Annotated in this window: 22 protein-coding genes and 1 pseudogene; 5 read left to right on the top strand and 18 right to left on the bottom strand. The window is 64.9% G+C overall.

What is annotated here, in order from left to right; translation table 11 throughout:
- From VNW74_RS30205 to VNW74_RS30155, 11 genes are all read right to left on the bottom strand, one after another.
- Nucleotides 1-1,260, bottom strand: a 1,260-nt coding sequence (locus VNW74_RS30205; RefSeq protein ID WP_414686824.1) for an AAA family ATPase, incomplete at its 3' end; no start/stop codon positions are given.
- A 162-nt stretch (nt 1,261-1,422) separates the two neighbouring features.
- Nucleotides 1,423-2,640 carry an NAD(P)/FAD-dependent oxidoreductase gene (locus VNW74_RS30200; protein WP_325683769.1) on the bottom strand — a complete coding sequence of 406 codons (1,218 nt, stop codon included), beginning with the start codon at nt 2,638-2,640 and terminating at the stop codon, nt 1,423-1,425.
- Nucleotides 2,637-3,785, bottom strand: a complete 1,149-nt coding sequence (gene solA, locus VNW74_RS30195) for an N-methyl-L-tryptophan oxidase (RefSeq protein ID WP_325683767.1) — start codon at nt 3,783-3,785, stop codon at nt 2,637-2,639. The genes VNW74_RS30200 and solA overlap by 4 nt, the downstream gene beginning before the upstream one ends.
- 32 nt (nt 3,786-3,817) lie before the next feature.
- Nucleotides 3,818-4,342 carry an ester cyclase gene (locus VNW74_RS30190; RefSeq protein WP_325683766.1) on the bottom strand — a complete coding sequence of 175 codons (525 nt, stop codon included), beginning with the start codon at nt 4,340-4,342 and terminating at the stop codon, nt 3,818-3,820.
- An 853-nt stretch (nt 4,343-5,195) separates the two neighbouring features.
- A complete protein-coding gene (locus VNW74_RS30185; RefSeq protein WP_325683764.1) occupies nt 5,196-5,381 on the bottom strand; it encodes a hypothetical protein in 186 nt (61 codons plus the stop codon).
- An 80-nt stretch (nt 5,382-5,461) separates the two neighbouring features.
- Nucleotides 5,462-5,929 (bottom strand): glucose-6-phosphate dehydrogenase, encoded by a 468-nt coding sequence (locus tag VNW74_RS30180; RefSeq protein WP_325683762.1) that lies wholly within the window; start codon nt 5,927-5,929, stop codon nt 5,462-5,464.
- A gap of 123 nt (nt 5,930-6,052) precedes the next feature.
- Nucleotides 6,053-8,662, bottom strand: coding sequence for a flavin-containing monooxygenase (locus tag VNW74_RS30175; RefSeq protein WP_325683760.1), 2,610 nt, complete (start codon nt 8,660-8,662; stop codon nt 6,053-6,055).
- Between the two features lie 199 nt (nt 8,663-8,861).
- Nucleotides 8,862-9,827: a hypothetical protein gene (locus VNW74_RS30170; RefSeq protein WP_325683758.1), complete on the bottom strand. Its 966-nt coding sequence runs from the start codon at nt 9,825-9,827 to the stop codon at nt 8,862-8,864.
- Nucleotides 9,828-10,087: 260 nt separating this feature from the next.
- Entirely contained in the window at nt 10,088-11,041 is a 954-nt protein-coding gene (gene glsA, locus VNW74_RS30165; protein ID WP_325683756.1) for a glutaminase A, read from the bottom strand.
- Nucleotides 11,038-12,096 (bottom strand): zinc-binding metallopeptidase family protein, encoded by a 1,059-nt coding sequence (locus tag VNW74_RS30160; protein WP_325683754.1) that lies wholly within the window; start codon nt 12,094-12,096, stop codon nt 11,038-11,040. The genes glsA and VNW74_RS30160 overlap by 4 nt, the downstream gene beginning before the upstream one ends.
- Before the next feature lie 2 nt (nt 12,097-12,098).
- Nucleotides 12,099-13,523 (bottom strand): C45 family peptidase, encoded by a 1,425-nt coding sequence (locus VNW74_RS30155; RefSeq protein WP_325683752.1) that lies wholly within the window; start codon nt 13,521-13,523, stop codon nt 12,099-12,101.
- A gap of 37 nt (nt 13,524-13,560) precedes the next feature.
- Here VNW74_RS30155 and VNW74_RS30150 point away from each other — a divergent pair, with 37 nt between their 5' ends.
- The gene (locus VNW74_RS30150; RefSeq protein ID WP_325683750.1) at nt 13,561-14,046 is read left to right on the top strand and encodes a hypothetical protein; all 486 of its coding nucleotides are present in this window, start codon (nt 13,561-13,563) and stop codon (nt 14,044-14,046) included.
- A gap of 132 nt (nt 14,047-14,178) precedes the next feature.
- Here the strand turns inward: VNW74_RS30150 and VNW74_RS30145 are convergent, their stop codons facing one another.
- Nucleotides 14,179-15,279, bottom strand: a complete 1,101-nt coding sequence (locus tag VNW74_RS30145; protein WP_325683748.1) for a galactokinase — start codon at nt 15,277-15,279, stop codon at nt 14,179-14,181.
- A complete protein-coding gene (gene galT / locus VNW74_RS30140; RefSeq protein ID WP_325683746.1) occupies nt 15,276-16,358 on the bottom strand; it encodes a galactose-1-phosphate uridylyltransferase in 1,083 nt (360 codons plus the stop codon). The genes VNW74_RS30145 and galT overlap by 4 nt, the downstream gene beginning before the upstream one ends.
- Before the next feature lie 157 nt (nt 16,359-16,515).
- Here galT and VNW74_RS30135 point away from each other — a divergent pair, with 157 nt between their 5' ends.
- A complete protein-coding gene (locus VNW74_RS30135) occupies nt 16,516-18,618 on the top strand; it encodes an FUSC family protein (RefSeq protein WP_325683771.1) in 2,103 nt (700 codons plus the stop codon).
- On the opposite strand, the gene VNW74_RS30130 is transcribed toward VNW74_RS30135, so the two are convergent.
- The 3 genes and pseudogenes from VNW74_RS30130 to VNW74_RS30120 form a co-directional block, all read right to left on the bottom strand.
- Nucleotides 18,596-19,468: an alpha/beta hydrolase gene (locus VNW74_RS30130; protein ID WP_325683744.1), complete on the bottom strand. Its 873-nt coding sequence runs from the start codon at nt 19,466-19,468 to the stop codon at nt 18,596-18,598. The genes VNW74_RS30135 and VNW74_RS30130 overlap by 23 nt on opposite strands.
- 25 nt (nt 19,469-19,493) lie before the next feature.
- Complete coding sequence (locus VNW74_RS30125; protein WP_325683742.1) at nt 19,494-20,213, bottom strand: potassium channel family protein; 720 nt, start codon at nt 20,211-20,213, stop codon at nt 19,494-19,496.
- A 42-nt stretch (nt 20,214-20,255) separates the two neighbouring features.
- Nucleotides 20,256-20,644, bottom strand: a pseudogene (locus tag VNW74_RS30120) (hypothetical protein); the annotation flags it as partial.
- Between the two features lie 249 nt (nt 20,645-20,893).
- Here VNW74_RS30120 and VNW74_RS30115 point away from each other — a divergent pair.
- From VNW74_RS30115 to VNW74_RS30105, 3 genes are all read left to right on the top strand, one after another.
- Complete coding sequence (locus tag VNW74_RS30115; protein ID WP_325683740.1) at nt 20,894-21,331, top strand: DUF5994 family protein; 438 nt, start codon at nt 20,894-20,896, stop codon at nt 21,329-21,331.
- Between the two features lie 367 nt (nt 21,332-21,698).
- Complete coding sequence (locus tag VNW74_RS30110) at nt 21,699-23,333, top strand: fatty acyl-AMP ligase (protein ID WP_325683738.1); 1,635 nt, start codon at nt 21,699-21,701, stop codon at nt 23,331-23,333.
- Between the two features lie 25 nt (nt 23,334-23,358).
- The gene (locus VNW74_RS30105; protein WP_325683736.1) at nt 23,359-24,168 is read left to right on the top strand and encodes a GAF and ANTAR domain-containing protein; all 810 of its coding nucleotides are present in this window, start codon (nt 23,359-23,361) and stop codon (nt 24,166-24,168) included.
- Here the strand turns inward: VNW74_RS30105 and VNW74_RS30100 are convergent.
- Nucleotides 24,159-24,908 carry a GAF and ANTAR domain-containing protein gene (locus tag VNW74_RS30100; RefSeq protein ID WP_325683734.1) on the bottom strand — a complete coding sequence of 250 codons (750 nt, stop codon included), beginning with the start codon at nt 24,906-24,908 and terminating at the stop codon, nt 24,159-24,161. The two genes, VNW74_RS30105 and VNW74_RS30100, sit on opposite strands and share 10 nt — an antisense overlap.
- Before the next feature lie 22 nt (nt 24,909-24,930).
- On the bottom strand, nt 24,931-25,533 hold a 603-nt coding region (locus VNW74_RS30095), incomplete at its 5' end, for a GAF and ANTAR domain-containing protein (RefSeq protein WP_325683732.1).

Genomic DNA, 25,533 nt, shown 5'->3' with positions numbered 1-25,533 from the left:
GAGCAGCATCATCGCTGGGGTCTGGGGGATCACCGTCATGAAGTCGGCCAACATCGAGTCGCTGACGTCATCGATCCAATGGGCGTCCTCAACGACGAAGACCGCGGGCGTTTCCCGAGCCAAGGAAGCGGCATTCAGGAGCGCCGTCAACCGTCGCCGACGGGCGTCGGGATCGATTGCCGGTAACGGGGCATTCGGGTCGCCGATGCCCAGTAGGTCATGGAGCAGCAGCAAGTCCTCGGGGTCTGTGTCGGGAACGCGGTCGCGCACTCGATCGCGAGCGGTCTGTCCGTCAAGACCCTCGACGCCGGTGGCTGCGCGCAGCAGCCGTGCCACAACATGGAACGGGACTTGGCTGGTGTGTGACTCGCAGAAGGCGGTGAACACCTCCACGTCGCGGCGACCCGCCATCGCAGCCACGTCGCGCACCAGACGGCTCTTGCCGATGCCCGGTGGCCCCACCACGCCGACCACCGCGCCGTCACCGTCAACTGCGCGGTCCAGCAAGCCTTCAACGGCGGACATCTCCCAGCGCCGACCGACCAGATTCGACTCCGCACGCGCGATAGTGCGATGCCCCTCACGCATGCCCAAAAGCCGTTGGGCGGGCACCGGCGCGTCGACACCCTTGATCTGAACCAGCTCAGCTTCGCCGAGAGTCGCAGCGCTCTCAACAAGTCGCGCAGTCGACATGCTGAGCATCACCCCACCGGGCGGAGCGACCGATTCCATCCGCTGAGCCATGCCGACTTGCTCACCGACGGCGGTGTAACCCAAAGCACCTGAACCGATTTCACCGGCAATCACCTGGCCCGAGTTCAGCCCCACGCGCAACTGCAAATGCACACCGTCGCGGTCCTGGACGTCGGCGGCAAGGCGCTTGCCCTCCTCCTGAAGGCCCAAGGCCGCAAGACAAGCGCGAATAGCGTGATCCTCCAACCCCATCGGCGCACCGAACACCGCCATGATGCCGTCGCCGGTGAATTTGTCCACGGTGCCGCCGTAGCCCTTCACCACCGCCGAGGAGCGGTTGACCAGTTCGGTCATGATTTCGCGCAGCCGCTCTGTGCCCACCGCCGCGGCGATGTCCATCGAGTGGACCACGTCGGCAAACAGAACCGTCACCTGCTTGTACTCCGCCGACCGGCTGACCGGCGCACCGCACTCGTTACAGAACTTGGAGTTCGGTGGCAGTTCAGTACCGCACGACCCACAGGCCAGTCCCGCCGCTGTCAGCGCACCGCGACCACTTTCATCCACGTCCGTATCGTTTCACTGCCAGTCAACGATGTCCGTCATATCGCCGTGCCATCTCCGACAGCAAGTTTTGAGACCCTCGGAACTGGCACCGCAGAAGGCAATGACGCGAGCCAAGCGCCTCCTCGATCGGCTGTATCAGCGATTGAGATTGACGACGAACAATTACGGTCCGCGCAAGGGCGGGGCCTGCAGTTCGGCTGTGGCAGCGGCCAGCAATGCGTCGCGGTCGCGGTTCAACGGAGGATAGATACGCCGGGTGTTGATGGTGCGCTTGGTATCTTTAGCCTCCTGGCCGCAGGCAACCACGTGGCGGTCCCAGCCCTCGGTATAGACCGCACCTGCCGGTCCCAGGTCGAGAACCGTTACATACCAAGGGATCCGCAACGGCTTCATTGGTTTGCCCAAGAGATCGCTGATGACGTTGTATCCCGCCCATCGGCCCATCGGGCGGCTGTGCTGGCAGGACATCACCGACATGTGCTTGTCGTCCATTTTTGCGGCGGCGGCGTCGCCAGCGGCGAACACCGCGGGCACACCGCAGACCCGCAGATAATCGTCGACCGGAAGTCGACCTAGCCGGTCACGGTCGACCCCGAAGTCTGCGGTCAGCGGGTTGGCCCGCATGCCGGCACACCAGACGACGGTGGCGGCGGCCACCACCTCACCGGAGGAGAGCGCCACGGCGCGCCGGTCGATGGCGACGACCCCGACGCCCAACCTGGTCTCGATCCCGGTTTGGGCCAGCGCCGCCTCGATGATCGGTCGCGCCGATGCGCCCATGTCCGAGCCGACGAACGGGTTGCGGTCGATCAGGACGACCCGCGGCGCCACCGCACGCGCGGCAAAGTTGTCGGTGAGCATCGCCGGCAGCTCGGTCGCCTCTTCGATCCCCGTCAAACCCGCCCCGACGACGACTACTGTCGCCGCCGCCGGGTCAGCGGGGCCGTCCGCAAGCCGGCGTAGGTGGGCTTGCAGCCTGGTCGCTGCGTCGTGGGTGTCGATGTCAAAACTGAACTCCCGCACGCCGGGGATGTCGGGCTTGACCACCTGACTGCCCAACGCGAGCACCAGTCGGTCGTAACCGTATGCCCCCGCGGTGGATTCCACGATCCGCGACGAGGCATCGATCGCCGTCACTTCGCCGGTGATGTGCTTGATTCCGACCGGATCGAGAAGATCGCTCAGCGGGATGCGCGACGGGCTCAGGTCGGTCTCGTAGTCGCGCACCCGGATATCGTGGTACGGCGTGGAACTGACCATCGTGACATCGACGGTTCCGGCCGGCACACCAAGGTCGTCGAGCCGCCGGGCCGCCCCGAGCGCCGCCCACAGACCCGCAAACCCGGACCCGAGAACCAGGACACGCATGGGATCGGTCATGCGGTCGGCAATCTCTGCGGGTCGAACATCGAGATTGGGTGGTCGGTGGCGCGATCGATAACCAGGTCGGCAAGGATCTCGCCGACCACCGGAACGAATTTGAAGCCGTGCCCGGAGAATCCGCACGCCATGATGACGTCGGCGCATTGCGGGTGGCGCCCGATCACGAAGTGCCGGTCGGGTGTGTTGGAGTACATGCAGGTCGCCGCGCGCAGGCACTTGCCCGCCAGCGCCGGCAAGAACTCAGCGACCCGCGCCCTCATCGCGCTGATTTCCCGCTCGTGCACCACCCGGTCGATGGTGTCCGGCGTACAGGCGATCCCGTTGCGGGCGAAGCCGACCTTCACACCGCCCCGCGGTCCGTCGATCGCCGGGAAGCCGTATGCGTGTATGCCGACGGCGTTCTCGTGGATGAAGATGGGGTGATCCTCGAACCCCGAAACACCACCGACCGGGTCCAGCCAGTACATCACCTGACGTTCCACCGTTATGGGAATACCGAACTGACCCAGCACCCGCGGGGCCCAGGCGCCTGGGCAGATCACCAACTGCCCAGCGGTGTACGACCCACGACTCGTAATGACCCGCAAGCCCGCGGCGGTCTGGTTCCAATCCAGCACGGGTTCACCAAATTGCAGTGTGGCGCCTGCCTTTTCGGCGATTTCGAGATGGGCGCGCACTGCCAGCTCCGGTCGCGCGAACCCGGCTTTGGCGTCGTAGAGCGCGATATCTTCGGGGTGGGGCGTGAACTTCGGGAACCGGGCGGCGATCTCGGCGGCGTCGAGTAACTCATGCGGCAGATTCCATTGGCGGCTGGCGCGCAGGCTACCGGATACAAGCAGGCAGTCCGGTGGCCCGATGAAAAGGCCCCCGGTCAGTCGATAAACGTCACGCTGGGAGTCAGCAGCCAGCTTCTCCCACAGCTCGTAGGCGCGCAGCAACAGCGGAACATAACCGGGGTCCTCGAAATAAGCCTGGCGGATGATCCGAGACCCGCCGTGGCTAGAGCCCTTGTCGTGGGCGGGCTCATGCCACTCCAGGCCGAGCACCCGGCGTCCTCGGGCGGCCAGATGATAGGCGGCGGCACTTCCCATACCGCCCAATCCCACCACGATGACGTCGTAACCCGTTGTTGTGCTGACCATGTCGAGTTGCTCGCAACCGTGGGCCGGGCGTCCTACTGCGACGGAGTCATCAGTGTGTTGCTGGGCAGGGAAACGTCAAGCACTTTGCGCGCGGTCTCGGCCCCAGCGATGGGAAGGCCGTCGGGATCGAGCAGACCGAGTTGAACGAGCACGCTGGCTTGGTCCCAGTAGATGTGCTCATGCACGAGTTTGTCTTCCTGAAATTGCACAATGGCCACTGTCGGAATCTCCACTGCGCGTCCGGTGGGCTCAATGCCGGGCAGCATCCAGTCCATCCGAGTGGTGTGCGTGAAGCGCACGATGAACTCGTCGACAAGGCAACTCTCCCCGACCGTGCGGCCGACGGGGAGGATGTCGAAGTCGGGAGGGTTCACCCCGATGAAATGGTGCGCGTAAAAATGTCGCAAGCTCTCGAAGCCGACGCCACCGGTCATGGTGGGAATGTGGTTGACATAGGGTTCCGCCACCATGGTCGACATGGTCGCGTCCACGTCCCGCGTTTCAAACTCGTACCGACAGTGAGCCTCCCACAACGCGGCAAGATCGTAATCGGCCATCGCCAGCACCTCTCTCGGGGACTTCCCAGCCTACGGTTAACCAGCACACTGTTAGGGCTGAACGGACTGGGCGGCTCGCAACGCGGGATTGAACCGCGAAACAGTGACCGGTAGGCCCTTGGACACTCCACGAGGGGCTACCGACTCCGGGAGTTCGGCATACACGAGTCGGACGGCGCTCCTGACGAAAAGGAGGGCCGTCCGAAGCACCAACCACTTGGTTACCAAGCGTGCATGATGGCGCAGTGAAATGTGGCCTCGGCGTCAGGACACAGTTTCCCGGCCCGGACGCAAGCCCACCGCGCTGTGCCCAGTTGATGGGCTTTGCTTCGCGTGGGTGCCTAGTGCTCGTGCTAGGCGCCACAGCCGAGAGGAGGAATCTTCTCTTCCGGTCCGACCTTGGTCTGCCGTGGATCCGTACTTTCAGTCTACGCCTATGCAGGTAAAGCAGCAGAAAACGAGTTGCGCCGAGCGTTCAACGGGCATCTCGGCGCCCACCATCACCAATCCCTTTGTCCCCGCACGTGTTCGGCCGGATGGACAGCATGCGTGAGCGCCGACGGACTCGACGGCCTAATCGCCCGGTTCCGTCTCGTACGCGACTGTGTACTTCCTCATGCCTGGAGCATTTTCCACTGTGTGGCCACCCCGCGGATCCCAGTCCACCACGCGCAGGAGCTGCCGATCGGCGGGAAGTTGCCGTCTTACTTCCTCCTCAAGAGCCTCACGCAATCGTTCCCGCTCGAATGGCGTGATGTCCTCCGGTACCAACGCCTCCGTTAGCTCCATGCGGGATCTCCCCGCGGCGAATTGTGCTGCACTCCGCGACCCGTCCGGTGCTGACCCGACGCGATTACTGGCTCGCGGCGGGCGCCGCCGACGTCGCCACGATGTCGTCCTTCGTGCTCTCGACGATCGCGTCGAGCTCGCCGCGCTCGCGCTCGGGCACGCCGAACTTCGCGAGGGTCTGGTGGAAGTCGTCCATGAACGCATCCCACTCCGCGCCGGAGATGAGCAACTCGCGGTGCGCGTCTAGCATCGTGCGCCCCTTCCTCGCTTCCGCTCGAGTGCGCCCATGATTTCGCCCCTTTCCCGCGGCGGACCCCGGCGAAGAAATAGCTACGCGGGCAGATTCACCCGCAGCGCCAGGTGCTCATCGAGAATCCGGCGCAGTGCGGCGTCCATCGGATGCGCGGATGCCAGGTCGCGGCCCAACCGGTTGTCCACCGCGACCACCGTGCCCTCACGCAGTTCGGTGGTGTCGACCTGATCGACGAACGGATCGAACAACGCGGGCGGTGTGGCCAGGTAGTACAGCGCGCGGCGCGACTCGTTCAACCCGGCGGCATACATCAGTCCGTGTTGGGTGATCACGAAGAGTTCCGAGGTGATCCTGACGTTCGGGGTCTCGGCTTTGGCCCATGCCATTGCGGCGCACTGGGTCTGTGTCAATTTATCGGGGACGTCGTCAGTTAGCGTGAGTAACCTTTCGACGAGTGCTCCACCCATTCGCGGATATGCGTCGATGGCGGGTCTGAAGTACCGCTGGAAAAGCTGGCCGAAAAAGTCGTACAGTTGCTCGCTCATCGCGGCTCCCAGGCTTCAGAAAGACACCTCAATTGTGCGCCCGCACCGTCAGCTGAGCAAGGACGCCCGGCTGGCGAGCGGTGCTCATGAACAAGCCGGCCCCCGGTGGGCTCCTAGAACTCCTCAGGAGGCGGGTTCGGGCGTGCGCGTCGCCACAAAGAATCCGCGCAGCGACTCCGCCATCCGTGCGCGTACCGGGGCACCGGAGATGACCATGTCGACCATCGTCACCGACAGGTGGGTGTGGCCGCGGGCACGGACATGCTCCGTCGGTACGCCCGCCGCATCCAGCGCGGCGGCGTAGGCCTCACCATCGTCGCGCAGGGGATCGAACTCGGCTGTCACCACGATGGCCGGCGGCAGCCCGGACAGATCGACGGCATGTAAGGGCGCGAAGCAGGGGTCGCTTCGATCCGCCGCATCGATGTAGTGGTCGAAGAACCACCCGAGCAGCGGCGTCGTGAGGCCATAGCCGTCCGCGTTCTCGGCGAAGGATGCACGTGTCATGTCGCCGGCCGTGACCGGCGTCAGCAGGACCTGGCCCATGATGCTGGGTCCACCCGCGTCCCGCGCCAGCCGGCATACCACCGCCGCGAGCCCGCCACCCGCACTCCAGCCGCACAACGCGAGCTGCGCCGGCCTGCCCCCGAGCGCCTGGGCGTTGTCGGCGACCCACCGCACCGCGGCCACGGCGTCATCGACCGCAGCAGGGAATCGGTGCTCCGGCGCGTGGCGGTAGTCGGCCGAGATGACGACCGCGTCGCTGCGCACGCAAAGGTCCCGGCACAGCGGATCGTCCGCGATGGCGTCACCCAGGACGTAGCCCCCACCATGGAAGTACACGACGACCGGGTGCGGGCCCGGGGTCGACGGGCGATAAAGCCGGTACGCCAAATCGCCTGTGGCGCCGGGCAGGACACCGTCGACGATCTCGCCGACTTCCGGTCCCGGCGGTCGATCCATGGACATCTGCGTATAGAGGGCGCGGGCATCCTCGGCGGGCATCGATTCCAGCGGCGGCAGTTGCAGAGCCGCCACCTCGTTGAGGACCATCTCGACGTCCGGTTGCAACCGGCGCACCACTCCGTCGTTGCACTGCGATCCGTCGGGACCACGCAGCCGGAAGCCCAGGTAATCCCGTGCGACCACCTCGTCGCAGCTGGCGCGGTAGAAGTCGAGGCCTGCGCAGTAGGGCAGAAAAACCCGTGGCTTGCCCGGCACATTGGCGCCCATATACCACGAGTCCGCGGCAGGGAAGAGGGTGATGTCGGCGCAGTCGTTGACGTGTTGCGTCCACCCGGCTTCGGCCGTCTCGGTAGGCTCGATGGCATCGAAGCCGGATCCGCTCAGGTGACCGAGGCAGTCGAGCACCCAGTCCGCGTGTTGTTCGATCGAAACGACCATGTTCGTCAGCACCGAGGGACTCCCGGGGCCGGTGATGAAAAACAAATTGGGAAAGCCCGCCGTGGTCAACCCGAGGTAGGTCTGCGGGCCGTTCGTCCACTTGTCCTTCAGCGCCAAGTCGCTACGGCCCCTGATGTCGACGGCCGTGATCGCACCCGTCACGGCGTCGAAGCCGGTGGCGAACACGATCGCGTCCAGGGTGAACGACTCGTCGGCGGTATCGATGCCCGTCTCTGTGACTTGTCGGATCGGATGTTTTCGAACGTTGACAAGGCGCACGTGCGGCAGGTTGTAGGTGGCGTAGTAGTTCGTGTCCAGGCACGGCCTTTTCGTCGCGATGGGATGGTCGGTTGGGCACAGGTCGGCCGCCGTCTGTGGATCGGCGACGATAGAACGGATCTTGTTCCGGAAGAACTCGGCGAACTCATGGTTGGCTGCGGGATTGCTCAGCACGTCGCCGTAAACGTTTATCGCGTCGAACAGGAAGCCGTCCTGCCATACGCGCTCATAGCGTTGTTGGCGTTCAGTCTCCGAGACGCTGAATGTCGGGGTGATGCTGCGCTCCATCGGAATGCCGCCGAACGACACGCTCGCCGCCGCGCGGTAGTCCGCCTCATTTGCCAGTTGCGCGAGCTTCTCGGGCGCCAACGGGCCATTGCGCGCCGGGATCGAGAAATTCGGAGTGCGCTGAAACACCACCAGCTGTCGCGCTTCCTGGGCGATGACCGGAATCGATTGAACGCCGGAGGAACCCGTGCCGATCACCGCGACCCGCTTGTCCGTGAAATCGATTGGCTCGTGCGGCCAGCGGCTGGTGAAGTAGACCTCGCCGGCGAACCGCTCGAGCCCGTCGACCTCGGCTTGCTTGGGCATGGACAGACAACCCGTGGCCATCACGACGAAACGGGAGGTGACCTCTTCCCCGCCGTCGGTGCGCACCTGCCATAGCGAAGCATCGTCGGCCCAGCGCGCCTGCTGGACTCGCGTCGAGAAGGTGATCTGGCGCCGCAGGTCGTGCTTGTCAGCGACATGGTTCAAATAGCGCAGGATCTCCGGCTGGGTGGCGTACTTCTCCGACCATTGCCAGTCCCGCTGCCAGCCGGGATCAAAGCTGAACATGTAGTCGACACTGGGGACGTCGACCCGGGCACCCGGGTACCGGTTCCAGTACCACGTGCCGCCGACGTCGTCGGCGGCTTCGAACACGCGGAATCGGTATCCGGCGCGGCTCAGGCGGTAGGCAAGATACAGACCTGCAATACCTGCGCCCACCACGACGACGTCGACGTCAGGCGTCGGCCGGTCTGTCCTGGCTGTATCGGTCATCATCATCAGATCATCACGCCACGCCGCTCAACTGTACTAAGTACCGCAATACTTGATTTTCCGGTACCGCAATACTTGATTTCCGCCGACCGGCGCCGATCACGCCGATTTAAAAACCTGCAGCTCTGTTCACCATTCGATTTGATCCCTAGAAGTCAGGCCACTCGGAAGCCCGGCACCATCCCGGATCGTCTGGTGCCAGCTAAGTTATGTTGCTCGCCACGCGTTCCCAGTTCTTGGTCTCAGAGAACATCTCTCCGGTTGGGTTGACGAAAGCGCCATGCGCGTAACTGTCGCCCTGAAGTTGATACATGAACCATGCTGTGGGATAGCCCAGATATCCGTACACGCCGTTGGCACAGCCAAAAGGCACCGAGGTGCAGTCGGGCTGGCCTTGGACGTCGTTGTGGTTGGGGCCCTTGAGGGATCCCCTAAGTTTCACGATGTTGTTCGGCGCCGCGTTGTAGTAGCCATCGACGGACTGCTGGCCTTTGACCCAGGGCGGCTGCGTTTCGGGAGAGATGATCCCATCGGCGCTTCCATCGATGAGAAAGATGGATCCGGAGGTCATCTTGCTCGTGTCAGCGCAGTTGGCGCCGCTGCTGCACCATATTTGTGCCGGGATTTCTATGGCGATTGCGGTCTTGATGAGGCCCGCCGATTTGATGAGGGCGTTCAGCGCGCCTCCGGTTCCCTGCGAATGCCCAAACGACCCGATCTCGTTCACGTTGAGCTTCTGGTTGAAGATGCTCTGTGGGTCGTTGTTGGCGTTCTTCAGGAAGTTTGCGCCATCCAGGACAGTTTGTCCTGGACCCGTATTCATGTCCTGCGTGGCGATCACGACGAATCCCCACGAAGCCATGTGTCTGAGATAGTAGGTATAAAGGCTCGAGGTGGCGTTCGTTCCATTGCCCCAGGTCAGAATGGGGTGCTTGAATCCGTTCGCGCCCAATTGAGTCGGGTAATACAGATCGAACTTGTTTCCGGCCGAGTCGCAGCATCCGCCGCCAACGCTCGCAGTGACAGCCCAAGGGCCGGTGGCGTAATACTTCAGTTCGATCGGCCCGGCGGGGTAGTTGGGCGGGTTTGACGAACCGCAGCTCAACAGTGCACCGGCGACCGCTACTCCCGCCGCCAATACCCGACAATATTTCAAAATTCGGTTCACGGATCCCCTCCTGAAAGGTGGGACGATTGGGACGACGGCTTCGATCCGCAAGGCTACTGGGTAAACGACGCTCCGCGCTCGATATCACCCAGCACGGGCGGGCCTTTGCCGTCGCTGGCGCGCGCCGGAGCAGGAACATGCGGAGCCGACCGTAATGCTTTGCCATCTCCGTATTTCCGACGTAGTCGCAGGAGAACTGATCGGCATTGTGGAGCGCCAAGCCCCAGCCACGGCGCCAGGAATGGCTGATCCAGTCCGCGCTACGTATGGAAAAGCCCCAGCTGGAGGGTGTGCGCGATCTGGGTGATCGCGGCCTGCGCGCGCACGCTGTTGCCGGCGCTGTCCAGCGGCGGTGAGAACGCGGCCATCGCCAGTTTTCCCGGCGACACCGCGACCAGGCCGCCCCCGACGCCGCTCTTGGCGGGCAGCCCCACGGTGTAGGCCCAATCGCCTGAGGCGGTGTAGAGACCCTCCATCGCCATCAAGGCCAGCATGTGTGCCACGTTGGCTTGTTTGATGACGCGCTTGCCGGTGACGGGGTTGATGCCGCCGTTGGCCAACGTCGCGCCCATGATGGCCAGATCCATGGTGGTGACCAGCGTCGAGCACTGCAGGGTGTAGACGTCGCAGGCCTCCATCGGCTCGCAGTACATGTATCCGCCACACAGCAGCAGCCACGCGATCGCCCGGTTGTGAAAGTTGGTGGCCCGCTCGGAGTCGGCGATCGCTTCGCTGAGCGAGATGCTGCGTCCGGCGAAATCGCTTTGAATCTGCAGGATCTGGCGCCAGCGGTCGTCCGCGTCGGTGGCCGACACCAGGCTCGTTGCCGTCATTGCCCCCGCGTTGACCATCGGCGACATCGGCATGTCGTTGTGCAGCTCCAATGCCAGCACCGAATTGAACGCCGCACCGGTAGGATCGGCGCCAACCTTACGGTGGAACTCCCGCGGACCCACTTGTTCCATAGCGAGCGCGGCCGTGAAGACCTTCGAGATCGATTCCAGCGCGAATTGATTTCTTGCGTCGCCCGCCGAAAATGTCTGTCCATCAACGGTCGCCACACAGACCCCAAACAGCTGCGGGTCGACCTCCGCCAAGGCCGGTATGTAGGCGGCGTTCTTGCCGCGGCGGTTCTTCTTGTGCTTGGCGTGTGCCGCGGCGACCACCTCGGTGATCCGGTCGCCGGTGATCGGTGCGCTGGCCTTGGTAGTCAATTCTGTTTCACCGCAGCATATTCGGCTGCAGCCGTGGTCACGACCCGATGGATGAAACCAAGCTTCGCGACGACGTGCGGGTGGATGGTGAACGGGTAAAGGTCATCGCGGCCCATCGAGTTGTTGACCCGGTTGAGCACGCCGGCCAGCACTACCCAGTCAGCGATAATGTCTTCGATGGTCCCGTCGGCGTAGGACTCGCGAGGATCGACATCGCGGGCCAGGTCCCACTTCACCCGTTTAGCTTCGACGACCAGGCCCGAATCGGCGCACGTGGCAAGGGTTCCGGTGATATGAAGATAGTGAGCCCAGGTTTCGGCGAAGTCTTCCCACGGGTGGGCGGTGGCGTACTCCGAGATGAAGTCCTCCTGCCAGTCAGCCGGTGCGTAGCCCTGGTAGTGCCGCTGCAGTGCGGCCTGGTAGTCCTGCCGATCGTCACCGAACAGTGCCCGGGCGTCGTCGATCAGCGGGGTGTTCTGCACCAGCAGCATCTCGTAGTAATGGCCGACCTCATGGCGGAAGTGGCCCAGCATGGTGCGATAAGGCTCACCCAGCTTGATACGCAGACGCTCGCGGTATAACTCCAGCGACTCGGCCAGGTCGATGGTGATCACGCCGTTGGAGTGCCCTATCGTCACCGGCCGCCCCGACGTCTTGCTCGACAGCAGGTCGAATGCCAGCCCGTGCGGGTCCGCGTAGTATTGATTAATGGGCAGGCCGAGGTCCATCAGCTCGAAGATCAACCGCCGCAGCGCCTTTAGCGTCGAATCCAGTTCGGCCATCGCCTCGGTGTCGTCGGGCGCGGGTCCCTCGCGCACGAAACTGTCGGCGTAGCAGCGGCCGGATTCGGCGTCGTCGGCGGTCAACCAGTTGCAGCCCCGCTCCCAGTGTGCGCACCGGTCCCAGCCGCGGCCGTCCACGGTGAGCGTTTGCGACGGTGTGCACACCATCTGCCGCGACGGGTAGTGGTAGCCGACCGTCACGGCGCACGTCGAGCACTGCTGCGCCTCGAACGCGACCGCCTGGCCGCAGTTGGGGCATCTGAAGGCACGCACGGTCAGGGCCCGCCGGGGGCGGCCGGCTCGATGTACGTCCACGGTTGCTGCGGACGGTCCTTCAAATAGCCACGCTGCCAATCCCATTGCGGATGCTGCCGCAGGAATGCATCGGCGTCGAACTCGGTGCCGTCGGCACGCCCAGACCGGGCCCACAGACTGAGCGCCCTGACGTCGGCCGACGTGACGACCTTGCCGTCCACCGACCCGAACGGGGTGAACGGGGTCAGCCCACTGTCGTAGCAGGGGTCGACGTCGGAATGTGCGCAAATGGTCCGGGACGAGGGATGGATATAGCCGAGGTAGGTGTCGAACGTGTCGCCCAGCATGCGCTTGCCGACGTCGGCGTCGACGCCCCCGTTGTACTGGTCGAGCAATTGCCGCCAGCGAACCTCCCGCGCACCATTCGGGGTGCGCACGTCGCTGAACCCGGTCCCGAAGCACTCCAGGTTACGGATCCGCGGATCCAGCGGTGTGTTGTCGCCCCAGAAGTAACCATCGCTGGTGCGGCTGAGGCTCTGATACAGCAGGCCCTCCTCGTAACGCGCGATCTCACCGGTCTTGGCGTCGCCGATCAGCCAGGAGTTGGCGTATCCGCCGTTGTTGTCGGTGTTGAGCGTCTCAACCCAGTGGTCGATGTCGCTGGCGTACTGCGAGGCCTTGCGGGCGCGGACGAACTCCGGGACGCGGGTCTCGTCGTAGCCCTTGAAACCGTCATAGCCACCGATGGTGGTCTCGGTGATCACGAGTCCGGCGCTGGTCAACCAGAAATCGCTCATGCTGGCGATCCAGCCCGGCGCCGTCTGCATGACCATCCGGTTGCCGTCGTCGGGGGTCATATCCAGGATGACGTTCTCGAACTGGCCCTGCCAAAAGTCGGCGAAGCTGGTGTGACCCACCACAATCGACCCGTCGACGGTCGCGCCGCCGGTGGCGATGAAGGCGCTGCAGTGGTTGCCCTCGCCGCCGGTCGGCGCCAACGCGGTGTAGCGGCCCGAGTTCTTCGGCCACCAGTAGCCGGTGAGTTCCATCCAATCGTTGACGCCGAGCACATCGTTGAACGTGGCCGGCACGCCCGCAGCCGTCAGACCCGCCGCGACGCCTTCCATCTCCTCGCGCAGCTCGTCGGGGATCTTGTCGGCGTGCAGCTCGGCGGCCCGTTCCACAAAGAAGTCGTAGGTCATGCCGATGTCCTGGTAGGTCATCTCCCGGTACACCCGGATCGAGTCCGCGTACTCCTCGGCGATGAGGAATCCGTACTGAAAGCCGCGTGCGGCCGGCGATCCCTTGATCGTGACATGTAACCAGCCGTTGGTGTCGCTGCGCGAGGCTTCGGATAGCCATCCTCGCTGCTGGTCGGTGAGTTCGGCGGGTGTGGTTCTCGCCGGCGGTTCGGCCGGCCCGGGTGGTGGAGCGATCGCCGTCACTCCGATGAGCTTAGTGGCTGCGAGCTACCCTGAGGCAATGACCGAACAGTCAAGCGCGATCACCATCTCGCACCCGCCCGAGGCGTTCCTCCGCGTCGTCAACCCGATCCTAAAACTGCTGCTGCGCACCCCACTCGCGGGTGCGGCACGCAACCAATTGATGGTCGTCGACTTCACTGGACGCAAGAGCGGCCGACACTACTCAATTCCGTTGAGCGCCCACGTAGTCGACGGCATTCTCTACGCCATGACCGGCAACACGTGGAAGAACAACTTCCGCGACGGCGCCGCCGCACAGGTCTTGCACGACGGGAAGACCACGACGATGCGCGGCGAGCTCATCACCGACAAGCCGCAGATCACCGATCTTTACTCGCGCTGCGTCGAGTCCTACGGCGTCAAGCGCGCAGAGCGAGCGATGGGGTTAGGGTTCCGCGATCATCAAATGCCGACCCGCGATCAATTTGCCGATGCCGTCAAGGAGCTGCACCTGAACGCGATTCGATTTACCCCGGCCAGCTAGCCGGTAGTCGCATGTCGATCACCTGGCGGAACCATGTGTCGGTTTGCCCGCCTTTGAGCGACAACGCGGTCGTCGCTTAAGGAGAATTCGCTCATAGGCGGGCAAATCGCGCATCCCCTTCTCTGCGGTGACTCATGTGGCAGATGTGACCGCGCCCGCGCCCTGGGCCGCCAAAGTCCGGGTGATCAGTGGTTCCTGGTAACCCGCGGAGCACACCGCTTCACGCACCGCCGCCCCGACCACCTCGACTCGGTCGGTCGGCACCAACGCGATCACACAGCCGCCGAATCCGCCGCCGGTCATCCGGGCGCCCAAGGCGCCCGCTCGCACCGCGGTGTCGGCGATCAGATCGATGTTCTCGGTGGTGATTTCGAAGTCGTCCCGCATCGATGCGTGGGAAGCGTTGAAGATGCGGCCGGCTTCGACATAATCCGAATCACGCACCGCCGCAACAAAATCAAACACCCGCTGGTTCTCGGTCAACACGTGCCGGGCACGACGAGCATCGACCACGTCAGTCACCCCGTCCAGCACCGAGAGCCCGCGATCCTGGACCTCCCGCAGCGACACCACACCCACATCGGCGGCCGCCCGCTCACACGACACACGGCGCGCAGCGTATTCGCCGCCGACGTGACCGTGCCGCTCCCGCGAGTCGATCAGCAGCAGCGCGACACCGGACACCAACGGGTCGAACACGACCGGCTGAACGGTCAACTTCCGGAAGTCGATCAGCAGCGCCGTCGACTCCTCACCGAACAGCGAGGCCAGCTGGTCAAGCAAACCCGTTGGCGCGCTGACGTACTCGTTCTCGGCGCGCTGCGCGATCCGCGCTTGGTCGAGGCGGTCGATCCGCCAACCCGCAGCCGCCACGAAAGCGCCCAGCGCCGCACATTCCAGCGCCGCCGACGACGACAGCCCCGATCCCATCTCGACATCGCTGTTGATCGACATCGTGCCGCCGGGCACCGGATGCCCGGCGAAGCGCAGCGCCCATACCACGCCGGCGACGTAGCCGGCCCACCCGGTCACCTCACCGGGCTTGGTGCGCAACGGAATCCGGACCGAACCATCGACGCGGTCGCTGCACACGATAACAAAATCGCTATCCGAGGGCTCGAACGTCACCACGGTGCGTTGCGGCAGCGCGATCGGCAGCGCCCAGCCGAGGTTGTAGTCGGTGTGCTCGCCGATCAGGTTGATCCGCCCCGGCGCGGCGTATCGGACCGTCATCCGAGTCCTCGCAGCCGCTCGGCCACGGTCTCGGGCGTGACGTCACTGATGAACGCGTCCATCGCCGACTCCGACGCCGCCAGATACTTGAGCGCGCCGGCGCTGCGACGAATCGACATCAGCTCGACGTGAAAATAGCCATCCCGCTGGGCATCGGTGTCGGCGAATTGGTGCAGCGCCGAAATATATGGCAGCGGGCCGGAATACATCCGGTCGAAGCGGCGCAGGATATCCAGGTAGATCCGCGCGAAATCGTCCAACTCGGCGGCGGCGAGATCAAGCAGGTTGTGCACGAAACGGTTCGGGTAGATGTGCACCTCGACTGGCCAGCGCGCCGCGAACGGCACGAACGCCGTGAACATGTCGGTGCGCGCGACGATGCGGCTGCCATCGTGAACCTCGCGGGCCAGTAGGTCGGCAAACAGGTTGCCGCCGTGCACGTCTCGATGCTCAGCAGCCTGCTGCAGCATGGCCGCGGTCCGCGGCGTCAGATACGGGTAGCCGTAGATTTGGCCGTGCGGATGGCTCAGCGTTACGCCGATCTCTTCGCCGCGGTTCTCGAAGCAGAACACCTGCTCGACACCGGGCATCGCCAGCACATCGGCAGTCCGGTGCCGCCACGCGTCGACGACAAGCCGCGCTTGCGCCGTCTCCAAGTCCGAAAACGACCCAGTGTGGTTGCTGGAGAAGCAGATCACCTCGCAGCGGCCGCTACCGGGAGCAGAGACGAAGCCGTCACCAACCGACGGCGTCTCCCCCTCGCCGGACAGGCTCGGGAATCGGTTTTCGAAGACGACGACGTCGTAGTCGACCGCGGGCACCTCGCTGGTCAACCCGGTCGGACCCGGACACAACGGGCACTGGTCGGCCGGCGGCTTATACGTGCGGTCTTGCCGCAGCGCCGCGATGATCACCCACTGCCCGGTCGTCCGGTCGAACCGCAATTGCGTTTGGTTCGGGTTCCGCGGCGGCAGCGGCCGGCGGTCGGCGACCGGTGCCGGGGTGTGGCCGGGCAACGAAAAGAACAGCAGTTCACGCCCGTCGGCCAGCTTCGTCCGCGTCGGCTGGGGAATGCTCATTGGGTCCCATCTTGGCCGCTATGCCAGAGTCAAGTCACGATAGACAAGCATTCCGCAGAAGAGAGGCTGATCACGGGTGTTCGATCGCGCAACCGCGCTGTATGAGCGGGCGCAGAACTGGGCGATCGGCTCGGACCCCGGGTTGCTGCGGCTGCGGATGGCCGTCCGCACGACGGTCTCCTTGGCGATCTCGCTGTTGATCCTGTTTCTGCTGACCAAGGCCACGCACCAGCCGTTGACCGTCGCGCTGCTCGGCGTACTGATCACCATGGTCGCCGGACGGGCCGTCAACGAGCCGGACCCCTACCAGCAGAAGATCACGATCGTCCTGCTGCCGCTGCCCGCCGCGCTCGCCATTACCACCGCTACGCTCCTCGCGCCGCACAACCTGGTCGCCGACGTGGTGTTCGTGGTGATCGTGTACGCGGCGGTCTACGCCCGCCGGTTCGGCGCGCGGGGGCGGGCGCTCGGGATGGTCGCCTTCATGGCCTACTTCTTCACGCTGTATCTGCGGGCGAAGACCACCGAACTGCCCTGGCTGATCGGAGCGGTGCTGGTGGGCACGGTGTGCAGCCTTGTGATGACGGCCTTTGTGCTGCCCGATAAACCCGAAGGCGTGCTGCGGGCCACCCTGCGGTCATTGCGGGCGCGGATGGCCATCGTCATCGACACCACCGCGGAGGCAGTCGAGGACGGTTGGATCGATGAACGACGCCAACGCCGGCTCCGGTTGCGGACCGTGGCGCTCAACGAGACCGCGCTGATGATGCAGAACCAGATCGAAGAGAAGGCCACCCCGGCCGCGCTATGGCCCGGAGTCGGCGGCGAGGACCTGGCCCTGTGGCTGTTCGATGCCGAGCTCACCGTCGAGCGGGTCGCCACTGCCGGGGCGCGAGCCGCGATCGCCAGTGCCGAGATACCCGCGTCGACGCGCGCCGACCTGGTCGGGGCGCTTTCCCAACTCTCCAGGGCTGTTCGCCAACCGCAACCGGAGGGGTTGGAGCGGGCCGCGCGCCTGGCCCAGGAGCTGCTCGATCGCCCGTCAACCTCCACCGCCGGCCCCGCCGTGCGCCGCCTCGCCCTCGCGATAATCGACACGGCGACAGCGACTTCCGAGGTCCGCGCACTGGTCGAGCAGGCTGTCTCCGAAACTTCGGTGGCTGCGAGCTCTGACGGCGCCGGGTCCGCTGAGGAGCAACGCCAAGCCGGTCTGCTGCCGACGACCAAGCAAGCCATCCAGGTCGCCGTCGCCGCATCGCTGGCGATCGTCGTCGGGGAGGCGGTATCACCGTCACGCTGGTATTGGGCGGTGATTGCCGCGTTCGTCATCTTCGCCGGCACCAACACCTGGAACGAAACGCTCACCAAAGGCTGGGCGCGATTGATCGGCACCATGCTTGGTGTGCCCGCTGGAGTGCTGGTCGCCACGGTGGTCTCCGGCAACAGCACCGCGGAGTTGGTGTTGATCTTCGTGTGCGTGTTCTGCGCGCTGTATTTCTTCAAGGTCGCCTACAGCCTGATGACGTTTTGGATCACCACGATGCTGGCGTTGCTCTACGGACTGCTCGGCGAATTCAGTTACGGCATCCTGCTTTTGCGGATCGAGGAGACGGCGATCGGCGCGGTCATCGGCGTCGCGGTCGCGATCCTGGTGTTGCCGACCAACGCCAGAACGTCCATGCGCCACGACGCCCGCGCTTTCTTGACGACACTGGCCGAGCTGATCGAGACATCGGTGTCGACGCTATTCGGTCACGAGGCCACCGCGAGCCCGACCGACAAAGCGCGACAACTCGGCCGAGATTTGCAGCAGTTCCGAACCACTGCCAAGCCGCTGAGGGCCGGGGTCGGCGGCTTCTCCGGCCGGCACAGCATCAGACACGGCCAACGGATGCTTGCCGCTTGCGAGCGCTATGGCCGCACCCTGGCCCGTAACAGCGAACCGTTCGACCAGGCCTCCACCCGGCTGATCGACGCCATCACATCGGCCGCGACGCACATCCGACACAGCATCGACGTGTTAGCCGCCGCGCTGCACGGCCACCACGACGCCACGGTCATGCCCGCGACCGACTTCCTCGACGCCGCAGAAACCCTCGCCAGAGCGCACCAGGAAGAATCCGAGCGCTCCACCAGAGCACGCCTGCTTGCCATCGTGCATGCATTGCGCCAGATCGACCGGGCGGTTGTCAGCGCCGCCATCGACCTCGGCGCTGAGGACGTCGTGGCGGCGGCAGTTAAAACCGCCCGTGCCGAGTGAGGAAGTCCAGGACCGCATCGGCGAACACGTCGTTGCGATCGCCGGCGACCATGTGCCCCGCACCGCGGACATCGACGAACTCGACGTGCGGGAAGCGTGTCAGAAACTCGTCGGCACGCTCCTGGCTGACCAGATCGCTCACTTGGCCTCGCACCAGCAGCATGGGCACCCCGCCCGCGAGGATCGTTTCAACCGCCGCGTTCAGCCGATCGACGTCGGCCACCTCGGTGGGCGGCAGCGACGCGATGTTGCTGATGAACTTCGGGTCCCAATGCCAATACCAGCGATCGCCGCGTCGGCGCATGTTGGTGCGCAGCCCGTCGAGATCGGTTGGTCGGGGCCGATGCGGGTTGTACTCGGCGATCGCATCGGCGACCTCGTCGAGCGACTCGAACCCCGATTTCATCCGGTCGGCCATGAAGTTGTGTATCCGGTCCGCGCCGGACGGATCCATGTTGGGCACGATGTCCACCAGGACGACGGCGCGGGCAATTCCGGGCGAAAGCTCGCCCGCGAGAAGCATTGTCGTGAATCCGCCCAGGGATGCGCCCACCAACACCGGTTGCGCCGGCACGTGACGCAGCACTTCCTGGATGTCGAGGGCGAAGCTGGTGAGGCGATAATCGCCGCGCTCCGACCAGTCCGACTCACCATGGCCGCGTAGGTCGACCGTGACGGCCTGCCACCCACGCTCGGCCACCGCCGCGGCCGCCTTGCCCCACGAGCGGCGGGTCTGCCCGCCGCCGTGCAAGAAGACCACCGCCGGCGCTTCCGGGTCGCCCAGGCGGTCGGCCACGATGCGGGTGCCGCCGACGCCGTCGATGGTGAACGTTTCAGGCGCGATGGTCATCGTGTGATCCTAGATCGCGGGCGCATTAGCCTCTTGTCCGTAGCTCTTGCGTCAGTTCTCGGATTTCGCTGCGAAGCTCATCGACGTGGGCGGCGGTTGCCGCCTGAGTCGCGGTTTCCTCTTCGGATACGCGCTGGATGATCCACGACGCGAGGGACGCTGTAACGACGCCGACAAGGCCGATCCCGCCGACCATCAGCAGCACGGCGATAAATCGGCCGGTGTTGGTAACCGGGTAGACGTCGCCGTAGCCGACAGTGGTCACCGTTGTAATCGACCACCACAACGCCTTTCCGAAGGAGTTGATGGTGGCGCCCGGCTGGTATCGCTCCTTATCGAATACGGCCAGCGATGATGTGTAGACCAAAAGGAGGACACCGGAGACGGTGTAGATGACGATGCGGCCGCGAAACGCATCCCCGACTGCCCTCTGCAGCACCTCGACCAGAACAACCAGGCGCAGCAAGCGAAGTGGTCGCACCAATGGCAGCGCGACAATCGCAAGGTCGAATAGGTGCCGGAAGAACCACCGCGACCGGTCGGAGGCGAGGCAAAGCCGGGCAACGTAATCCAGGATGAACACACCCCAGATGATCCAGGTGACCACCCAGAGAAGATGCGCTTCATGCCCGTGGGGTCGGACCAGCACCAGCACGGAGTACACGCCCAAGAATACGAGGGCGGCTACGGCGAGCGGCCATTCGGCACGCCGCTCCCATCGCTGCAGATTGGTTTGGGTGTTCATGCCGCGAAGTATCGCCGTTGCGATGCGCGCTCGTTGCTAGATCTAAGAAATCTCGCCCAGCGGGTTGGAGCGCTCCAGCATGCCAAAGGTCTCCTCGCCGTCCCAGCGATAGCGCACACCGGCCCGATGCAAGGCGGGAAAGCTCGGCATCTCCTGCTTGAGCGCCTGACTGGAGAACATCGTGTCGTCGTGATAGATGTCGTGGGTGGACAGAATCGTCTCGCCGGCGATATGCACTGTCCCGCTTGGTATTCCAATACCAGAGAAACGTCTTCGCCGACCGTCTGCAGCCGGGTGAGCCACGGCGCCTCGACAACGCGTGCGGGTAGCAGGCCGCCACTGGAGGTGGTGCCGTCGAATACGTAACCCTCGTTGAAGGTTGGCTCGCCGTCCGGGCGCGGCGGATAGGCGATATAGCCGAAGGCGCGTCCACAGTAAGCCCTCCGGAACCGCCAATGCTCAGCGCCTGACTCAGGCTGGGCTGGCCGGGGCCGAGAAACCGCTGGTGGCGTATCCTGTCTCGTGAGCAGTTTCGTTGTGAGCGGCCGACCACCGCTATCGGGGCCAATGTGATTCCTCCGACGCCCCGCACCCGCGGGGGGTTGATGCCGAATGAAGGGTCCGCCTGTGGGATGCACCGCCCTAGCCATGGCCCCGCGGCCCCGGCTCCGCCACCTCCGATGACGTATCCATTTGGCGGTCTACGCCGGGCCACTCCCGTACGGATATCAGTGGCTCGCGAGCTCGGCCGTGAGATCGACGGCGCGTGGTGGCCACGGGTAGACCGCATCACCGCCGAATTGCCCAACCTGGTTGCGACCCTGACCCCCCTGCTCGGCGACATCACCTCCATCAACGTCAACTGGCCGCCGCTGCAACGACCACCCGACTTCAACTGGCCCGGGTGGGAAGCCAAGCCCCAGCACGTGATGACCGTCAACGGCGTGGATGCTTGTGCCAACCTGCTGGTCATCCCGTACGCGACCCACAGCGGGCTCGCTTTGATGGTGCTGCGCTGCGCCGCCAATCTGCACATCGACGCCGCCGACCGCGACAAACCCGCATTTTTGACCGCTGGTTCGATCCTGCGGGCCGCCGAACGACAACGCAGCGCGTGAATTGCTGCAGAGCCGGCAGTCGGGGAGGTACCGTAATTCACGGTTGACACTCCAGCCTCCCGGAAACGTCACGGCGGCGATCCCGTTTCCCCGCCGAAAGGGCTCTAGCTCCGACGTAAGCCGACAGTTCGGGTTGTGCTTTCGGACGTCGGAGGCCCCCTTTGGGTGCAAGTTCAGCGGTGATTGGCGTGCCTAACGGCTCGGCGGTGGTCGAGTCTGTACAGTCGGTGGGTCTGACACCATCTGGGGTGTACAAGAGGGGGTCACGCTCTTTCGCGGTCGTGCCTCAGCGGCTCCGTCGATTCCGATACAACCTCAATTCGACCAACACACGCCGTGCCGTCGCGCCGGAGCCAGGGGGATTGTGGTGAGCCGTTTCACCGAGACCATGTACGACAACGCCCACAGCAGTTCCAAGGGCATGATCACTGGGGAGCCGAACGCCCCGGTCCGACATACCTGGCGTCAGGTGCACGAGCGTGCCCGCCGCGTTGCGGGCGGTCTGGCCGCCGCCGGTGTGGGCCACGGCGACGCGGTCGCAGTGCTGGCCGGGGAGCCTGTCGAGATCGCCCCGACCGCGCAAGGTATCTGGATGCGCGGCAGCAGCCTCACGATGCTGCACCAGCCCACGCCGCGCACCGACCTGCAACGCTGGGCCGAGGAGACGACGGCCGTCATCAAGATGATCGACGCTGCGGCGGTGGTGGTCTCCGACCCGTTCATGGCGGCCGCACCGCTGCTGTCCCAACTGGGAATGCCGGTGCTGACGATCGACAAGTTACTCGACAGCCGCTCGATCGACCCGGTCGACACCGACGACACCGACGTGGCGCTACTGCAATTGACATCCGGTTCGACCGGATCCCCCAAGGCCGTCCAGATCAGTCATCGCAACGTGGTCTCGAATGCCGAGGCGATGTTCGTCGGCGCAGACGTCGACGTTGAATCCGACGTGATCGTGAGCTGGCTGCCGTGCTTCCACGACATGGGCATGACCGGCTACTTAACCGTCCCAATGTATTTCGGCGTCGAGCTGGTCAAGGTCACGCCGATGGACTTCCTGCGGGATGCCCTGCTGTGGGCAAAGCTCATCGACAAATATCGGGGCACCATGACAGCGGCGCCCAACTTCGCCTACACGATGTTCGCCAAGCGCCTGCGCAGGCAGGCTCAGCCCGGCCAGTTCGACCTATCCACGCTGCGGTGGGCGCTCTCCGGCGCCGAACAAGTCGAGCCGGCCGATGTCGAGGACCTGTGCGAGGCCGGCGCGCCGTTCGGGCTGCGCCCGGAGGCGATCGTGCCCGCCTACGGCATGGCCGAGACAACGGTGGCCGTGTCGTTTACCGACTGTGGCCGAGGCTTGACGGTCGACGAGATCGATGCCGATCTGCTCGCCTTGTTGCACCGAGCCATCCCGGCATCCAGGGGTAAAACCCGGCGACTGGCCTCGCTCGGTCGTCCGCTGAAGGGGCTGGAGGCCCGGATAGTCGACCAGGACGGCGGCGTGCTGCCGACCCGCGGTGTCGGCGTCATTCAGGTGCGCGGCGAACCGGTCACGCTGGGATACACGACGGCTGCCGGTTTCATCGCCGCGCAGGATCGGGAGGGTTGGTACGACACCGGCGATTTGGGCTATTTCACCGAAACCGGCAACGTGGTGGTGTGCGGTCGGGTGAAAGACGTGATCATCATGGCCGGGCGCAACATTTATCCGGCGGACATCGAACGTGCCGCTTCCCGCGTGCACGGGGTCCGGCCCGGCTGCGCCGTTGCGGTGCGCCTGCATGCCGGGCATCCACGCGAAACATTCGCGGTCGCCGTGGAATCCAACGTCTGGGAGAGCCCGGCCGAGGTGCGCCGCGTCGAGCGCCAGGTGGCCCATGAGGTCGTCGCGGAGGTCGATGTGCGGCCCCGCAACGTGGTCGTGCTCGAGCCGGGAATGATCCCGAAGACGCCGTCAGGAAAACTGCGGCGCGCCCACGCGTTGGCGCTGGTCACCTAGATCAGCGGTACATTGGGTTGGCACCATGACCGATTACGATGCTCAGCCCGGTCGCGAACCGCCAGAACAGGCGGAGCTGTCCACCTCCCAACGGGAAGCGGACGAAGTTGACTTGCATGCCGGGCTGCGCGGGCTGGCCGGGATGGTGGCCGGCGCCCGGGGCGTGTCCGAGCTGCTGGGCGAGGTCGCCGAGTTCGCGGCCCATGCCATTCCCGGGGTCGACGGTGCCGGAGTCGGGTTGATCGACGGGGGTTATGGCAAACCGACACCCCATAAGGCTGCCGCCACAGCGGAATTCGTCCACGAGATCGACGCTATCCAGTACGACAAGTTGCATGAGGGGCCATGCATCACGTCTATGGAGTCGCGGCGGGCTACCGTCAGTGGATCGCTGGGGAGCGACAGCCGTTGGCCGCACTTCGGTGGCCGAGTGGCGAGGATGGGCGTACATTCCGCCCTGTCGCTACCGCTGATGCTTGGCGATCATGTGATCGGCGCGATCAACTGCTATGCGACCAGCCACGACGCTTTCGGGCAGCACGCCGTGCAGTTGGGTTCGCAATTCGCCGGGCCGGCGGCGGTGTCGATCTACAACGCGCAACTGCTGGTCGCAGCTCACGAGCGCACGGAACAAATGCAGCAGGCGTTGGAAAGCCGAGCAGTGATCGATCAGGCGATCGGCATCATCCGGAGTCGGACTGGTGCCAGCGCGGAGTGGGCCTTCGGGCGGCTCGTCCGGATGAGTCAAACCGAGAACACCAAGCTGTATGTGATCGCGGAGCGACTAGTCGCCGAGGCCGTGCGGCGCGCCCAGGCCCGGCGAACTCAGCCGTGAGTCAGTTCGGTCATCCTTTCCAGCAGCGCCGGACGGGAACTCGGTTCCCCCATCAACTGCCGTGCAACCTCGGTCAGGTGCTCGCCGTGGGTACGGGCGTACCTGCGCAGCAACGAAAACGCCTCGTCGACGGAAACATCGAGGTGTGCGCGCAGGAAGCCCTTGGCCTGCTCGACGACGATGCGGTGGGTCAGCGCAGAGCGCAGCTGCGGTATCACCGTCGAGGGCGTCGGCGGGTGTTCCTGCAGGATCGCCACGCACGCGATATGCGCCAGTGTCTGCGCGACCAGCAGATCTGACTCAGTGAGTTCGCCGGGCCGGCTACCGAACAGGCCTAGGGAGCCCAAAACAAGGCCGGCGGCGCGCATGGGCACCGCGTGCACGGACGCGACTCCCGCCTCCAGCGCGGCCGGAACGAACCGCGGCCAACGCGATTTTGCGGCGCGCAGATCTGCCACCGAGACCGGGTGCCCGGTGGCATAGCACTCCAAGCAGGGCCCCTCGTCGGCTTGTAATTGGAAGAGTTCCAGTTCGTGGGTCTGCTCGGAGGTCGCGGCCAGCAAGCGGAGTTGGCCCATCGGGTTGGCGAGCAGAAATCCCGCCGCCGCGATATCCAACAGGTCGGCGCAGCGCTCGGTGAGCTCGGTGAGTAGGTCGAAGACGTCGAAGTCGTCGAGCAGGTTGTCGACGAGCGATACGACCGCGTCCAGTACACGAGTTTCACGAGGAGTATCGGTCACGTTGCCTCCTTTTCGGACTGCATTAGTCGGCCTCCAGATTCAGTCGCCGGTCGAGAATGTCGCGGGCGACGTCGGTGGCGCTGCGGTTGGTTGCGTAGGCGTGGGCGCGGAGGCGGACCAGCGCCTCGGCGGGTTCGACCCCGAGTTGCGCGACGAGCATGCCGGTAGCCTGGCTGACCTCCGTGCGGCTCAGTGCGTTCAATTCGGCCCAGGCGCTGCTGTCCGGGTCATTGACGGCGGCCTGCAGGTCGGAGTCCATGAGGTCAAGCAGGGGCATGCCGGCCAGCTCGGCGGCGACGACAGCGCCGGCCAGGTAGTCACCGGGTAGCTCGCCGGGTTGCGCGCGGAAAAGGTCCAGGGCGCCGACGTATTCACCGGCCACCATGACCGGAATTGCGAATATGCCCCGGATCTCGTGGTCGAGCATGGCGGGGCCATACGCAGGCCATCGACCGTCGTTGGCGTTGGCCAGGTCGGCGATGAGGACAGGGCCCCGCGACGCAACGGAGTCCAAGCACGGGCCCTCGCCGAGGGTGAACTGGAGTTCGTCATACACGCGCGCGGCCACGCCGCTGGAACCCAATGTTCCGCTGGTGCCCCCCGCAAAGACCAGTGAAATGGCCGC

Source organism: Mycobacterium sp. (assembly GCF_035570115.1).
In the GTDB taxonomy this organism is placed as follows: Bacteria; Actinomycetota; Actinomycetes; order Mycobacteriales; family Mycobacteriaceae; genus Mycobacterium.
Note: the sequence above shows the minus strand (reverse complement) of the source record. Positions and strands in the feature narration are given on the sequence as shown.

Bases quoted from the DNA above. Each gene is read 5' to 3' on its own strand.
- VNW74_RS30200 (WP_325683769.1), bottom strand. From the start codon at position 2,640: ATGACCGATCCCATGCGTGTCCTGGTTCTCGGGTCCGGGTTTGCGGGT.
- solA (WP_325683767.1), bottom strand. From the start codon at position 3,785: ATGGTCAGCACAACAACGGGTTACGACGTCATCGTGGTGGGATTGGGC.
- VNW74_RS30190 (WP_325683766.1), bottom strand. From the start codon at position 4,342: ATGGCCGATTACGATCTTGCCGCGTTGTGGGAGGCTCACTGTCGGTAC.
- VNW74_RS30185 (WP_325683764.1), bottom strand. From the start codon at position 5,381: ATGCTAGACGCGCACCGCGAGTTGCTCATCTCCGGCGCGGAGTGGGAT.
- VNW74_RS30180 (WP_325683762.1), bottom strand. From the start codon at position 5,929: ATGAGCGAGCAACTGTACGACTTTTTCGGCCAGCTTTTCCAGCGGTAC.
- VNW74_RS30175 (WP_325683760.1), bottom strand. From the start codon at position 8,662: ATGATGACCGATACAGCCAGGACAGACCGGCCGACGCCTGACGTCGAC.
- VNW74_RS30150 (WP_325683750.1), top strand. From the start codon at position 13,561: ATGACCGAACAGTCAAGCGCGATCACCATCTCGCACCCGCCCGAGGCG.
- VNW74_RS30145 (WP_325683748.1), bottom strand. From the start codon at position 15,279: ATGACGGTCCGATACGCCGCGCCGGGGCGGATCAACCTGATCGGCGAG.
- galT (WP_325683746.1), bottom strand. From the start codon at position 16,358: ATGAGCATTCCCCAGCCGACGCGGACGAAGCTGGCCGACGGGCGTGAA.
- VNW74_RS30135 (WP_325683771.1), top strand. From the start codon at position 16,516: ATGGCCGTCCGCACGACGGTCTCCTTGGCGATCTCGCTGTTGATCCTG.
- VNW74_RS30130 (WP_325683744.1), bottom strand. From the start codon at position 19,468: ATGACCATCGCGCCTGAAACGTTCACCATCGACGGCGTCGGCGGCACC.
- VNW74_RS30125 (WP_325683742.1), bottom strand. From the start codon at position 20,213: ATGAACACCCAAACCAATCTGCAGCGATGGGAGCGGCGTGCCGAATGG.
- VNW74_RS30115 (WP_325683740.1), top strand. From the start codon at position 20,894: ATGACGTATCCATTTGGCGGTCTACGCCGGGCCACTCCCGTACGGATA.
- VNW74_RS30105 (WP_325683736.1), top strand. From the start codon at position 23,359: ATGACCGATTACGATGCTCAGCCCGGTCGCGAACCGCCAGAACAGGCG.